Source organism: Nonomuraea rubra, assembly GCF_014207985.1.
In the GTDB taxonomy this organism is placed as follows: Bacteria; Actinomycetota; Actinomycetes; order Streptosporangiales; family Streptosporangiaceae; genus Nonomuraea; species Nonomuraea rubra.
The window spans coordinates 3,974,093-3,987,840 of the sequence record NZ_JACHMI010000001.1 but is presented as its reverse complement, the minus strand read 5'-3'; the positions used below and the strand labels follow the sequence as shown (position 1 = coordinate 3,987,840).

Genomic DNA, 13,748 nt, shown 5'->3' with positions numbered 1-13,748 from the left:
GTTGGCTAACGAACACGCCCCGTTTACAGTGAGCCGACCATGGACACAGGAATGCTCGACGTTCCCGGCGCCAGGCTCCACTACGAGGTCCGCGGCTCGGGCCCGGTGCTCCTGGTGATGCTCGGCGGCAGCACGGACCCGGCGATGGCCACCCCGCTGGCCGAGCTCCTCTCCGGGCGCTACACGGTCCTCACCTACGACCGCCGCGGCTACTCCCGCAGCCCGCTGACGGCTCCTTCCGGCGAACACCCCGTCGCGCTGCACGCCGACGACGCGCTCCGCCTCCTGGACGCCGCCGGCTCCGGACCCGCCTACGTCTTCGCCACCCACGCGGGGGCCCTGATCGGCCTCGACCTGCTGGCCCGCCACCCCGGACGGGTGCGGCGCCTGGTGGCCCACGAGCCGCCCGCCTTCGAGCTGCTGCCCGACGCCGGACGCTGGCGCCGCATGGCGGACGAGGCGCTCGCCCTCTTCGCACGCGAGGGCACCGGCGCGGCGATGCGCCGGATGGGCGAGGAGACCGGCCTGGCCGCCCCGGGCCCGCCCGGCCCCGGCCTGCCGGCGTGGATCCACGACATGCTGACCAGGATGGCGGCCAACGCGGACCCCAACCTGCGCTACGAGCTGCGCGCGTTCAGCCGGTACGTGCCCGACGCGGCGGCACTGCGGGACGCGCCGGCCGTCGTGGCGTACGGGGCCGGCGACCTCGGCACGGTCTTCCACCGCGCCACGCTGGCCGTGGCCGGGCTGCTGGGGCGGGAGGCCGTGGAGCTGCCCGGGGACCACGTCGGGTACCTGCGTGACCCGGCGGCGTTCGCCGAGGCGCTGCATGCCTGCCTGGTGTGATCAGCTGTCGAGGTCTTCGCGCAGGAGCCGGTAGGGGACATCGGGGCCCAGGTAGCGGCTCCACTGCTCCTCGGTGAGGTTGAAGGTCAGGCGCTCCAGGGCCTGGGCGATCAGTCCGGGCGGGTCCAGCACCCAGATCCGCGCCGTGCCGTCGGCGCTGGCTGTGGCCAGCCGGGTCCCGTCGGGGCTGAACGCCACCGACCACACGCGGCGGTCGTGGGTGAGGCGGGTGATCTCGGACCCCGTGGCGGGATCCCACACCCGCGCCGTCCTATCGTCGCCGCCGGTGGCCAGGTACCTTCCGTCCGGGCTGAACGCCACTGCGTTCACCTCGTCGTTGTGGGCGAGGCGGGTGATCTCCGCCCCGGTGACGGGGTCCCACACCCGCGCCGTCCCATCAGCGCAGGCGGTGGCCAGCCGGGTCCCGTCCGGGCTGAACGCCACCGACCAGATGAGGCGGTCGTGGGTGAGACAGGTGATCTCGGTCCCGGAGGCGGCGTCCCACACCCGCGCCGAATGATCGTCGCTGCCGGTGGCCAGGTACCTTCCGTCCAGGCTGAACACCACCATGTTCACCTCGTCGTTGTGGGCGAGGCGGGTGATCTCCGCCCCGGCGACGGGGTCCCACACCCGCGCCGTCCCATCAGCGCAGGCGGTGGCCAGCCGGGTCCCGTCCGGGCTGAACGCCACAGACCGCACGGAACGGTCGTGGATCAGGCGGGTGATCTCCGCTCCGGTGACGGGGTCCCACACCCGCGCCGCGCTCTCGGAGCTGGCGGCGGCCACGCGTGCGCCGTCCGGGCTGAACGCCACCGACAGCACCGCGTCGTCGTGTGTGAGCCGGGCCAGCTCGGCCCCGGAGGCCGCGTCCCACACCCGCGCAAGGGCGTCGTCTCCGGCTGTGACCACGCGCGTCCCGTCCGGGCTGAACACCACTTCGTTGACTTCGTTGTCGTGGTCGAGGCGGGTGCCTTCGGTGCCGGCGGTGGTGTTCCACATCCACGCCGCCCCATCGGAGCCGACGGTGGCCACGCACGTACCGTCCGGGCTGAACACGACCGACTGCCGCCAGCCACCGTGGGCGAAGCGGACGAGCTCCGCCCCGGAGACGGCATCCCACACCCGCGCCGCCCCATCGTCGCAGGCCGTGGCCACATGCGTCCCATCCGGACTGAACACCACCTCGCTCACGGCGGCCTCGTGAGCGAGGCTGACGATCGCGGCCCCGGAGGCCGCATCCCACACCCGCGCAGTCCCATCGTCGCAGGCCGTGGCCAGCCGGGTCCCGTCCGGGCTGAACGCTGCCGAGACGACCCTGCCGTTGTGGGTGAAGCGTCGGCGTGGCCGGCCGGCGAGTCTCAGTGCGGACCGGAGCGCGAGGTCACCGTCGAAGGTCGGCGCGGTCTCCAGGGAGAGAACACCGAGCGCGAGCGCGAGTGGATGGCCGTCCGCGCTCGCGGCGAGCGCATCCTGACTGTGCCGTGCCAGCCTCAGCGCCGCCAACTGGCGCAGCGACCGGCTCCGTTCGGCCTGCTCCATTTCCGCATGTTCCTTGCTCAGCGCGATGTAGTGAGCAATCCCCTCGATGTCCGCGGCATGCTCGGCGGCCATGTCGAGAGCCTCGGCGAGCGCTGACCCGCGCAGCAGCTGGTCGGGGTCCCGCTGATGGTTCTCCCACCGCTGCCGGTCCGCGATGACCCCGGCCTTCCACAAGCGGAACTCCCTGCCCCCCTCGGCCCACTCACGCAGCCGCCCCCACCCGCGCAGCAGCGCTTCGTGGGCGATCTCGACGATCTGCTCCCCGCGGGCCGGCGTGGTGATGGCCAGGAGGCGGGCGTCGCGCAGGAGCTCCGCCGTCGGCCAGTCATCGGTGCGCAGGTCGGTGCGGCGGACCTGCCGGGCGATCTCCGGGTTGTCCGGCTGGAGCAGCTCGGTGAAGATCCGCTGTGCGGCTTCCCGCTGGCCGGGGGTGAGCGCCTCGAAGCGCTGCTCGGCGTACTGGGCGAGTGCGCCCTTGACGCCGCCCAGGTCGCGGTAGGCCTGGAGCGTGAGTCTCCGGTCGCGCTGCAGCTCCCACAGCCGCGTCAGCGTGAACTCCAGCAGGGGAAGGTCCCCCGGCCTGCCCGGGAAGTCGTCGCAGATGAGCTCCACGAGCCCCTTGTCGAAGCGGGTGCCGCCGGCGACCCGTGCGGGCTCGGCGATCGCGCGCTGCAGCTCGCCGGGGGTCATGGTCCGCAGGTGGTGCCAGCAGTCCTTGGTGTACGTGCCCAGCGGGTCCGGCGCCTCGTTGAGCAGGTAGAGGAAGTCGTTGCGCACGCTCGCGGCCACGCGTACCGTCCGGGAGCCGTCGGCCAGCAACCGGTTCAGCACCACGATGAGCGCGGCCCGCTGGTCGGGGCCGCACTCCGTGAAGAGCTGCTCGAACTGGTCGATGATCAGCAGCAGCCGGGAGGCGCCCGTGGCGGCGCACACGAGGCGGGCCGCGCCGGCCAGCCCGTCCTCGGTGACCCGGTCCTGCCAGGTCTGGAGGTCCTGGACCGGATACGGTCTGGACGCGCCGGCGGCGTGCGCGAGTGCCGCCGCGAGCCGCGGCATGGGGTCGTCGCCCGGACGGAACGAGCCCACCGCCAGCGTCCGTTCCTGCCGCAGCCGGGGGGTGAGCCCGGCCGCGACGACCGACGACTTCCCGATGCCGGACCGGCCGCCCACCACGATCAGCGGCCGTTCCTCGACGGCGGCGACCAGCTCGGTGACGAAGTCCTCGCGGCCGAAGAAGAACGGCGCGTCCTCCTCGCCGAAGGCGCTCAGCCCCCGGTAGGGGTTGGGCGGCGGCCGGTACAGCACGTTCGGCCAGGCCCGTACGAGCGTCTCCGCGCTGATGACGTACACGTCCTGGGCCCGCTCGCTCCGGGGTACGGCCTGGACGATCCCGACGACCTGGCCCGTGCTCTGGTCCCACACGGGCCCGCCGCTGTAGCCCGCCTGAACGCGGAAGACGCCTCTCAGCTCGCCGTCCACCTGGAGCCGCGCCTGGTCGTAGGCGCCCACCAGGGATCCGACGACGTTGCCCGGCCGGGGCTGTGTACCGTCGCGGTTCGGGCCCCACGCGCCGACCCGCCGTTCGCCCGCCGGGCCGTCCTCGGCGGACGCCAGCGTCGCGGGCTCCACCCCCGGCGGGAGGTCCTCCTCCAGCCGCAGCCCGGCGACGTCCCGGAGGTCGAACGTGGCCCCGTCGGCCGGCATCCACTGCCGGACGCTCGCCGTGCGCACCAGGCGCTGCCCCGGCTCGCCCGCGAAGGGGAAGTCGACCTGGACCCAGGCGTCGGCCGGCGCGGCCGCTTCCCGCTTGTCCCTGCCCAGGGCGGTGTTCACCACGTGCGCGCAGGTCACCAGCTCGCGGGGGCCGGCGGCGAAGGCCACGCCGACAGGCCGGCGGTTGGCTCCGAGTACGCGGGCGAGGTAGCGTTCAGGACTCGTTCGGCGGCTCAGCCCCGGCCTCCTCGCCATCCTCGCCGTCCTGAGCCGCGCCCGCGCCGCCGTTCCAGGTGACGGTCACCTTCAGCGCCGCCTCGGCCTTGCCCTTGGTGAAGATGAGGCCGGTCTCGCCGCCGAACTTCAACCCGAACTCCACGGTGATCGCGTCCGGGCCCCGGGTGGCCCTGCGCAGCCGGGTCACGATCGTGGACAGTGCGGGCTCCAGCCCGTCGAACGTGTCGGCCAGGCTGCGCAGGGCGCGCGCCGTCCGCCCCGGCCCGTCATCGGAGACGAGTTCGACGTCCTCCTCCCCGACCAGGTCGTCGTAGTCGACCTCCGCGACCATGTACCGGCCGTCGGGGGCATCGTCCAGGGGGATCCGTAACAGCACCGAGCTCATCACACGAAGATATCCGGCGGCGGGCGGGCCCGTGTGGTGCTCAGGGCTGCCCGGCGGGCCCGCGCATCAGCTCGGCGCCGATCTGGTCCGCGGTGAACTCCAGCCCGGACCCGGCCACCGCCGTCATCAGCGTGGCCACCGCGCCGTCAGCGCCGGCACGACGATCGACACGACGGCGGAGGCGATCGTGGAGATCGCCGCCACCTGCACCAGGGACGGGCCCGGCCTCGTGACCCCGTCCCGGTCAGGAGTCCAGTGTGATGCCCTCCCGGCGCAGGTCCTCGACGACGCCGTCCACCAGGCGGGTGGCGACCGTGTGATGCAGCCGCCCGTGGTCGCGCAGCTCCCGTACGGCGGGCACCGGGTCGGGGTCGGCGAACAGGCGCTCGTCGGCGTAGTCCACCGGGCGGCCGGTCGGGTCGACGGTCCACCAGGAGGCCTCCAGCGCGATGCCGTTCGGGTCGCTGAAGTAGATGGAGCGCAGGAAGCCGTGGTCGATGACGTCGGTCACCTCGCAGCCGTGCGCCTTGAGCCGGTCGCGCAGCCGCAGCAGCGCGTCCTCGTCCGGCAGGTGGAGTGCCAGGTGGTCGAACTGCGCAGCCTTCGCGTACGGCACGCCGGCCGGCTTGGCGAAGCTGTCGAGCTCCTGGTCGGTGTATTCGAAGAAGGCGACGGTGTTGCCCGTGCCCACCTCGAAGAAGTAGTGCTTGAACGCGGGGACGGCGAGGGTGGTGACGAGGCGGGCGTCGAGCACGCCGTGCCAGAAGCGCACGGTGGCGTCCATGTCCGCGGTCACCAGGGCGAGGTGGTGCACGCCGCGCCAGTGCACGGTTTCCGGGGTCGCAGCCATGCGTCAAACGTACGCCTTTCAACTATCCCCGTTAAGGGACATTGCCCTGGCGGCAACAGGATGCCTAACGTGCTGTTGGCCATGCCTGACCACTGCCTGACCACTGCCTGACCACTGCCTGACTGACTGATCTGAGGAGCCCTGCCTGATGCATGACGACCGCAATCTGGTCGAAGCCCGGCTGAAGCGCGTGCTGAACGAGCGGATCCGCCCGGCGATCTATCCCGAGTCCGTCCCCCTGGAGGTGGCCGTCTGGCACGCGCCCGGCGAGCCCGTCCCGGTGGCGGAGGGCCTGGCGGCCGAGCGCGAGCCGATCGCGGTGGGCCAGGCGTGGGGTGCGCCGTGGGGGACGAGCTGGTTCACCGTCACCGGCACCGTCCCCGCGGAGTGGAGCGGCCGGATCGTGGAGGCGATCCTGGATCTCGGCTTCGACGCGGACAAGCCGGGCTTCCAGTGCGAGGGCCTGGTCTACCGGCCCGACGGCACTCCGGTGAAGGGGCTCAACCCGCGCAACCAGTGGGTACGGATCGGCGACCCCGCCGAGGGCGGCGAGGAGGTGCGGCTGCACGTCGAGGCCGCCTCCAACCCGATCATCCTGGGCCACAACGAGTTCCGGCCGACGGCGATGGGCGACAAGGAGACGGCCGGCGCCGACCCGCTGTACGTGCTGACCCGCATGGACCTGGCCGTCTTCGACAAGACGGTGTGGGAGCTGGTCATGGACCTGGAGGTGCTCGGCGAGCTCATGCTGGAGCTGCCGGTCGACGGCACCCGCCGCTGGGAGCTGCTGCGGGCCGTGGAGCGGGCGCTGGACGCGATCGACCTCCAGGACGTCGGCGGCACCGCGGCGGCGGCCAGGGCGGAGCTGGCCGGGGTGCTGGCCTCGCCGGCCGTGCCGTCGGCGCACCGGATCAGCGCGGTCGGGCACGCGCACATCGACTCGGCATGGTTGTGGCCGCTGCGCGAGACGGTGCGCAAGGTGGCCCGTACGACCTCGAACATGACCGCGCTGCTGGAGGACGAGCCGGACTTCGTGTTCGCGATGTCGCAGGCGCAGCAGTGGGCGTGGGTGAAGGAGCACCGGCCCGAGGTGTGGGCGAAGGTGACCAAGGCGGTGGCGGCGGGGCGGTTCGTCCCGGCGGGCGGCATGTGGGTGGAGTCCGACACGAACATGCCCGGTTCTGAGGCCATGGCCCGGCAGTTCGTGCACGGCAAGCGGTTCTTCATCGACGAGTTCGGCGTGGACAACGAGGAGGTGTGGCTGCCGGACACGTTCGGGTTCGCGGCGGGGCTGCCGCAGATCATCAAGGCGGCCGGGTCGAAGCGGCTGCTCACGCAGAAGATCTCGTGGAGCCAGACGAACACGTTCCCGCACCACACGTTCCTGTGGGAGGGCATCGACGGGACGCGGATCTTCACGCACTTCCCGCCGGTCGACACCTACAACTGCTCGATGCAGGGCAGGGAGCTGGCGCACGCGGCCCGCAATTTCAAGGACAAGGGCGTGGCCCGCCACTCCCTGGCGCCGACGGGCTGGGGCGACGGGGGCGGCGGCACGACGCGGGAGATGGTGGCCAAGGCGGCCAGGGCCCGCGACCTGGAAGGCTCTCCCATGGTCACGTGGGAGACGCCGGCGGAGTTCTTCGCCAAGGCCGAGGCCGAGTACCCGCAGCCGCCCGTGTGGGTCGGCGAGCTCTACCTGGAGCTGCACCGCGCCACGCTCACCAGCCAGGCCAAGACCAAGCAGGGCAACCGGCGCAGCGAGTCGCTGCTGCGGGAGGCCGAGCTGTGGGCCGCCACGGCGGCGGTGCGGGCGGGCGTGCCCTACCCGTACGAGCGGCTCGACCGGATCTGGAAGACGGTGCTGCTGCACCAGTTCCACGACATCCTGCCGGGGTCGTCGATCGCGTGGGTGCACCGGGAGGCGCGCAGGACGTACGAGCTCGTGGCGGGCGAGCTGAACGAGATCATCGACGGCGCCCAGCGCGCGCTGGCGGGCGACGGACCCGGGGAGCTGACCTTCAACGGCGCCCCGCACGCCCGCCACGGCGTCCCGGCCGGCGGCGCCGCACCCGCCGCCCAGGCCGCCCCGGCGGTGGCGCGCGCCCGCGAGGACGGCGGCTTCGTGCTGGAGAACGACCTGCTCAGGGTCGAGATCGACGGGCGCGGGCTGGTCGTGTCGGCCTTCGACCTGCGGGCGGGCAGGGAGACGGTCGCCCCGGGCCGCGCGGCGAACCTGCTCCAGCTCCACCAGGACTTCCCCAACAAGTGGGACGCCTGGGACGTGGACGAGTTCTACCGCCACACGGTCACCGATCTCACCGAGGCCGAGGACGTCCGGCTGGACGGGGACAGCGTGGTGGTCAGGCGCTCGTTCGGAGCGTCGGCGGTGACCCAGCGGCTCACCCTCGCCGGAGGGCGGCTGGAGATCGGCACCGAGGTCGACTGGCACGAGACGGAGAAGTTCCTCAAGCTGGCCTTCCCGCTGGACGTGCGCGCCGACCGGTACGCCTCCGAGAGCCAGTACGGCCACTCCTTCCGCGCGACCCACACGAACACGAGCTGGGAGGCGGCCAAGTTCGAGGCGTGCAACCACCGCTTCGTGCACGTGGAGGAGCCCGGCTGGGGCGTGGCGGTGGTCAACGACTCCACCTACGGCCACGACGTGACCCGCGAGGTGGACGAGCACGGCACGACCACGACGCTGCGCGTCTCCCTGCTGCGCGCCCCCCGCTTCCCCGACCCGGAGACCGACCAGGGGCTGCACCGCTTCCGGCACGCGCTGGTGCCGGGCGCGGCGATCGGCGACGCGGTGCGCGAGGGCTACTTCATCAACCTGCCCGAGCGCCGCGTCCCCGGTGCCGCCCCGGTGGAGCCGCTGGTCACGGTGGACGACGACGCCGTGGTGGTGACGGCGGTGAAGCTGGCCGACGACGAGAGCGGCGACGTGATCGTCCGCTTCCACGAGTCGCGGGGCGGCCGGGCGAAGGCGACCCTGCGGGCGGGCTTCCCCGTCGCCGAGGTGGTCCCGGTGGACCTGCTGGAGCGGCCCACGGGCGAGCCGCAGCGCCAGGGAGACGGGATCCCCGTGACGCTGCGGCCGTTCGAGCTGGTCACCCTCCGCCTGAAGCGGGCGTGAGGTGAAGGAGCGTGCGTGAACCTGCTCGCGCACGCTCCCCCTCCGTGAGCGTGTGAACCTACTCGCGCACGCTGCCTTCCGTGAGTCCGGCGCGCCAGAACCGCTGCAGCGCGCCGGACAGCACGATGAGCGGGATCACCGACACCAGCGCGCCCACCACGGTGAGCGTCTGCAGGATCGGCTGGCGGTCGGCGAAGCCCTGCCAGCTCGTCAGCCCGAGCGTGATCGGGTAGAGCTGGTTGTCGGAGAGCATCACCAGGGGCAGGAAGTAGTTGTTCCAGATGGCCACGAACTGGAACAGGAAGATCGTCACCAGGGCCGGCGACATGATCCGCAGCACGATCTTCGCGAAGATGCGCCACTCCCCGGCGCCGTCGGAGCGGGCCGCGTCGAGCACGTCGTCCGGCACGGTGGCGGCGTAGACCCGCGACAGGTACACCCCGAACGGGCTGACCAGGCTGGGCAGCAGGACCGCCCAGTAGGTGTTGGCCAGCCCCAGCTTCGACATGAGCAGGAACAGCGGCAGCCCCAGCGCCGTCATCGGCAGCAGCACTCCGGCCAGGATGACGTTGAACAGCGCCTCCCTGCCCCGGAACGCGCACTTGGCGAGCGCGTACCCGGCGCACGCCGAGATGAGCGTGGCCCCGAGCGCGCCCACCCCGGCGTAGACCACGGAGTTGAGCACCCACCGCCAGAAGATGCCGCCGCCGAACGAGAACAGCTCGCCGAGGTTGGTGAACAGCTGCGGGTTCGCGAACCACAGGGGCGAGGAGTTGATCAGGTCGCCGGTGCTCTTGGTGGCGGCCACGACCAGCCAGTAGAGCGGCATGAGGAAGTACGCGGCCAGCACGGCGAGCAGCACCGTGACCAGCCGGCGCGTTCTGATGGCGGGTCTCATCGGCGTCCCCTCTGCACGAGCCGCAGGAATCCGAACGACAGCACGCAGATCACCAGCGCCAGGATGATCGACTCGGCTGCCGCCAGGTTGAGGTTGTTGCTGTTGAACGCCTCCTTGTACGCGGTCAGCGTCGGCGTGTACGTGCTGGAGATGCCGGTCGACAGCGGCTGCATCACCAGCGGCTCGTTGAACAGCTGCAGCGACCCGATGATCGTGAACACGGTGACCAGCACGAGCGCCGGCCTGATCAGCGGGAGCTGCACGGTACGCGCGATCGTCCACCGCGTGGCGCCGTCCATCCTGGCGGCCTCGTAGAGCACCTGCGGGATCGACTGGAGCTGCGCCACCACGATCAGCATGTTGTAGCCGACGAACTGCCAGAGCACCACGTTCATGATCGACCAGAACACGGTGCCGGGGCCGAGCAGGTCGGCCTCGGCGCCGAGCGCGGTGAAGACCGGGGTGAACGGCGAGGTGCCGGGGGCGTACAGGAAGCCCCACATGATCGAGGCGATCACCCCGGGGATGCCGTACGGCAGGAAGAACGAGGTGCGGAAGAACCGCGGCCAGCGGCTCAGGCCGGCCTCCAGCACCAGCGCCAGCACGGTGGACAGCACCACCATCAGCGGCACGATGATCAGGGCGAACAGCAGGATCCGGCCGATGCTGCCGAGGTAGTCGCCGTCCGACAGGGCGGCGCCGTAGTTGGCCAGCCCGGCGAACTCGGTGGTGCTGCCGCGCAGGCCGAGCAGTCCCGAGCGCTCCACCCGGGTCAGGCTCTGCACCAGCGCGTAGCCGATGGGCGCCACGAAGAACGCGGCGAAGAGGATGAGGAACGGGGCGAGGAACGCCGCCGCCGCACGCTTGCTCATTCGGCTCTCAGCCCCTTCGTCCTGATCTGCTCGACGGTGCGCGTCTCGGCCGCCTTCAGCGCGTCCACCAGCGTGCTCTGTCCGCTGAGCGCCTCCTCGAAGCGGTCGCTGAGGATCTTCACCGTGTCGTCGAACGTCGGCCACCACACCCAGCCCTGGGGCACCTGGTTGGAGGAGTCGGTGAAGAGCTGGGCCGTCTGCTGCCCGCCGAGGAACGCCGACGGCTTGGTGAGCTGCGGGTTCGACATGCCGGAGATGGCCGCGGGCCAGCCGAAGCCGCTCTTGATGAGCATCTCGACGCTGCGCGGGTCACGGTTGATCCACAGCGCGAACTCCACCGCCTCCTCGGGGTGCTCGCAGCCGCGCAGCAGCGAGGTGGCCGAGCCGCCGTAACTGGCCGAGGCCTTGCCGCCCGGCTCCCACTGCGGCAGCGGGGCGGCGCGCCACTTGCCCGCCGACTCGGGGGCGTTCGCCTCCATGATCGCTTCGGCCCACTGCGCGACCGGCACGGCCACGACGCCGCCGGAGTTCAGGTCCTTGTACCAGCTCGGGGTGAACTGCGGCGCCACCTTCACCAGGTCGTCCTTGATCATGTCCTGCCAGAACTGGGCGACCTTGGTGGAGGCCGGGCTGGTCAGCTCGGCGTGCCAGACCTCGTCCCTGGTGTCGATCCACGGGGTGCCGGCCTGCCAGGCGAGGCTGATGAAGGGCGCGGCGTCGTTGGCGGCGAACGTGGTGATGTACGCGTCCGGGTCGGCCTTGCGGATCTTGACGGCCGCTTCGCGATACTCCTGCCAGGTCGTGGGAACCTTGATGTCCCACTTCTTCAGCAAGTCCTCCCGGTAGTAGAGCGCCATGGGCCCGGTCGCCTGGGGCACCGCGTAGGTGCCGCCCTCGAACGTCACCAGGTCCCAGGTGCCCTGCTGGAAGTCCGCCCGGTCGGCCTGCGTGAGGTAGGGGCCCAGGTCAACGAGCTCGCTGTTCAGCAGGAAGGATGGCAACTCCTGGAACTCCATCTGAGCCAGGCAGGGTGCGTCACCGGACATGACAGCGGCGTGCATCTTGCCGTATCCGCCCCTGTTCCCGGGCGGGATGTTGTCCAGCGTGACCTGGATGTCCTTGTGGGTCCTGTTGAACAGGTCCACCGCCTTGTCCATGCCGGGGACCCAGGCCCAGAAGGTCAGCCGGACGGGCTGCGGTCCGGCTCCGCTCCCGCAGGCGCTGAGTAGCAACATCACCACCACGCCCAGGCCGAGGAGGGAGACCCTCAGACGATGTGGCCGAATTTTCATAAAATACGATTTATCACTATCGGAAGTCTGATGGAAGGGGAGGCGCCGCATGAGCTATCCACGGCGAGGCATGCACGGTGAGGTCGTCGAGGACCTCGGCCGGCGGATCGTGAGCGGTGACCCCGAGGCCGAGGGGCATCTCGACCCCATCGAGCTGGGTCGCCGTTACAACGTCAGTCATACCGTGGTCAGGGAGGCGCTCAAGACGCTCGCGGCCAAGGGGCTGGTCGACGCCCGGCCCAAGCGGGGCACGTTCGTCCGGCCGCGGGGCGACTGGTCGCTGCTGGACCCCGACGTGCTGCGCTGGCGTTTCGAGCAGCGGGGTGACACCGACATGTTGCGCGACCTGGCGGAGGTGCGGGCCGTGGTGGAGCCCGCGGGGGCCCGCCTGGCGGCCGCGCGGCGGTCGGAGGAGGACGTGGCCGCGCTGGAGGCGGCGCTGGAGCGGATGGCGGCCACGGCGGCCGACCCCGTGGCGCACACCGAGGCGGACGTGACCTTCCACCGCGTGCTGCTGGCCGCCTCGCGCAACGAGCTGCTGGAATGCCTGGAAGTGGTGATCGCCGCCGCGCTGTCGGCCCGGGACCGGCTCGTGCACTCGACGGGCGAGCGCCCCGGCTTCGCCGCGACGCATCGGGCGGTGCTGGACGCCGTACGGGAGGGAGACCCGGACGCGGCCGAGACCGCCATGCGCGACCTCCTCGCCCAGGCCGAACGGGACGAATCCGACCTCAGCCACTGAGCAGGGCGCCCAGGCGGGGCGCGTACGTGGCGTGGAAGACCAGGGAGGCCGCACCGATCGCCGCGGCGTCGGCCGCGATCGGCGAGGTCTCCACCCTGACCCCGTGCAGCCGCCTGGCCAGCGGCCGCTCCGCCACGGCCCGCGCGATCACCTGCCGGTAGATCTCCCCGACCTCCCTCAGCGCGGGCCCGCCGAGCACGAGCAGCTCGATGTCCAGCATGTTCACCACGCTCACGGCGGCGTCGGCCAGCCGCTGCGCCACCCGCTCGATCACCCTGCGGGCCTCGGGCTCCCCGCTCGCCGCCGCCGCGCAGATGGCGGCGTGGTCCGCGCCGTTGCCGAGCGCGGCCTCGATGGCGCTCGGGCAGCACACGGCCTCCACGCATCCCCGGTTGCCGCAGTAGCACTCGGGCCCCTCCGGCTCGACCGTGATGTGCCCGAACTCGGCGGCGTTGAGCGAGCTGCCCCGGTAGACCTGGTTGTCCAGGATCAGCCCGCCCCCGATCCCGGTGCCGAGATAGAGGTAGGCGAAACCGGGAGCGGAGCGCGCGATGCCCGCCCAGCGCTCGCCGATCGCCGCCGCCGTGGCGTCGTTGTCGACCGTCACGGGGAAGCGGGTGTACTCCTGGAGCAGGCCCTTGATCGGCACCCGGTCCCAGCCGGGCAGCCGCGGCGGCGAGACCATCACGCCGTCGGCGTCCAGCGGCCCCGGGCAGGCCAGCCCCACGCCGAGCACCTTGCCGTCGGGCACCCCGGCCTCACGCAGGATCCTGCGGGCCGCCCTGGCCATCCTGCGGATCACCGTGTCGGGGCCGATCTGCTCGCGCAGGGGCTGGTGCAGCCGGGCGACGGGGTTGCCCGCCAGGTCGGCCAGCACGCAGGAGAGCTCCTGCGGGTCGAAGTGCACGCCGACCGCGTAGCCGGCGCGCGCGTCCACGCGCAGGATCGTCCGCGGCTTGCCGCCGCTCGACGGCGCGGAGCCGTCCTCGACGACCAGCCCCTCCTCCAGCAACCTGCGCACGATCACCGACACGGTCTGGGCGGTGAGCCCGGTCACGGCGGCGATCTGCACCCGGCTGATCCCGCCGGACGCCTGGATGGCCTCCAGCACGACGGCCCGGTTGTAGCTGCCTACCTTGGGCAGGTTCGTGCCCTGCTGCATGTGAGCAATGTCACCACAGAGTGTTGACTAAGTAAATCAAAAAGATTTACGTTCTCCGCAACCCAAGGAAACA

10 protein-coding genes are annotated in these 13,748 nt (G+C 71.7%); 3 read left to right on the top strand and 7 right to left on the bottom strand.

What is annotated here, in order from left to right:
• Nucleotides 1–39 precede the first annotated feature (39 nt).
• The gene (locus HD593_RS18230; RefSeq protein ID WP_185103284.1) at nucleotides 40–846 is read left to right on the top strand and encodes an alpha/beta fold hydrolase; all 807 of its coding nucleotides are present in this window, start codon (nucleotides 40–42) and stop codon (nucleotides 844–846) included.
• Here the strand turns inward: HD593_RS18230 and HD593_RS18225 are convergent, their stop codons facing one another.
• From HD593_RS18225 to HD593_RS18215, 3 genes are all read right to left on the bottom strand, one after another.
• The gene (locus HD593_RS18225; protein ID WP_185103283.1) at nucleotides 847–4,266 is read right to left on the bottom strand and encodes an nSTAND1 domain-containing NTPase; all 3,420 of its coding nucleotides are present in this window, start codon (nucleotides 4,264–4,266) and stop codon (nucleotides 847–849) included.
• Nucleotides 4,267–4,312: 46 nt separating this feature from the next.
• On the bottom strand, nucleotides 4,313–4,720 hold the full coding sequence (locus tag HD593_RS18220; protein ID WP_185103282.1) for a CU044_2847 family protein: 408 nt from the start codon (nucleotides 4,718–4,720) through the stop codon (nucleotides 4,313–4,315).
• Nucleotides 4,721–4,964: 244 nt separating this feature from the next.
• Complete coding sequence (locus tag HD593_RS18215) at nucleotides 4,965–5,570, bottom strand: VOC family protein (RefSeq protein ID WP_185103281.1); 606 nt, start codon at nucleotides 5,568–5,570, stop codon at nucleotides 4,965–4,967.
• A gap of 148 nt (nucleotides 5,571–5,718) precedes the next feature.
• On the opposite strand from HD593_RS18215, the gene HD593_RS18210 reads away from it, so the two are divergent.
• Nucleotides 5,719–8,709, top strand: coding sequence for an alpha-mannosidase (locus HD593_RS18210; RefSeq protein WP_185103280.1), 2,991 nt, complete (start codon nucleotides 5,719–5,721; stop codon nucleotides 8,707–8,709).
• A gap of 58 nt (nucleotides 8,710–8,767) precedes the next feature.
• Here the strand turns inward: HD593_RS18210 and HD593_RS18205 are convergent, their stop codons facing one another.
• From HD593_RS18205 to HD593_RS18195, 3 genes are read right to left on the bottom strand one after another with little or no spacing between them, the layout of a single operon-like run.
• A complete protein-coding gene (locus HD593_RS18205; protein WP_185103279.1) occupies nucleotides 8,768–9,607 on the bottom strand; it encodes a carbohydrate ABC transporter permease in 840 nt (279 codons plus the stop codon).
• A complete protein-coding gene (locus HD593_RS18200) occupies nucleotides 9,604–10,479 on the bottom strand; it encodes a carbohydrate ABC transporter permease (protein WP_185103278.1) in 876 nt (291 codons plus the stop codon). Before HD593_RS18200 ends, HD593_RS18205 begins: the two co-directional genes overlap by 4 nt.
• Nucleotides 10,476–11,771, bottom strand: a complete 1,296-nt coding sequence (locus tag HD593_RS18195) for an ABC transporter substrate-binding protein (protein WP_185103277.1) — start codon at nucleotides 11,769–11,771, stop codon at nucleotides 10,476–10,478. Before HD593_RS18195 ends, HD593_RS18200 begins: the two co-directional genes overlap by 4 nt.
• A 49-nt stretch (nucleotides 11,772–11,820) precedes the next feature.
• Here HD593_RS18195 and HD593_RS63440 point away from each other — a divergent pair, with 49 nt between their 5' ends.
• Nucleotides 11,821–12,513 (top strand): FadR/GntR family transcriptional regulator, encoded by a 693-nt coding sequence (locus HD593_RS63440; protein ID WP_185103276.1) that lies wholly within the window; start codon nucleotides 11,821–11,823, stop codon nucleotides 12,511–12,513.
• Here HD593_RS63440 and HD593_RS18185 read toward each other — a convergent pair.
• The gene (locus HD593_RS18185) at nucleotides 12,503–13,675 is read right to left on the bottom strand and encodes an ROK family transcriptional regulator (RefSeq protein ID WP_185103275.1); all 1,173 of its coding nucleotides are present in this window, start codon (nucleotides 13,673–13,675) and stop codon (nucleotides 12,503–12,505) included. The two genes, HD593_RS63440 and HD593_RS18185, sit on opposite strands and share 11 nt — an antisense overlap.
• Nucleotides 13,676–13,748 lie beyond the last annotated feature (73 nt).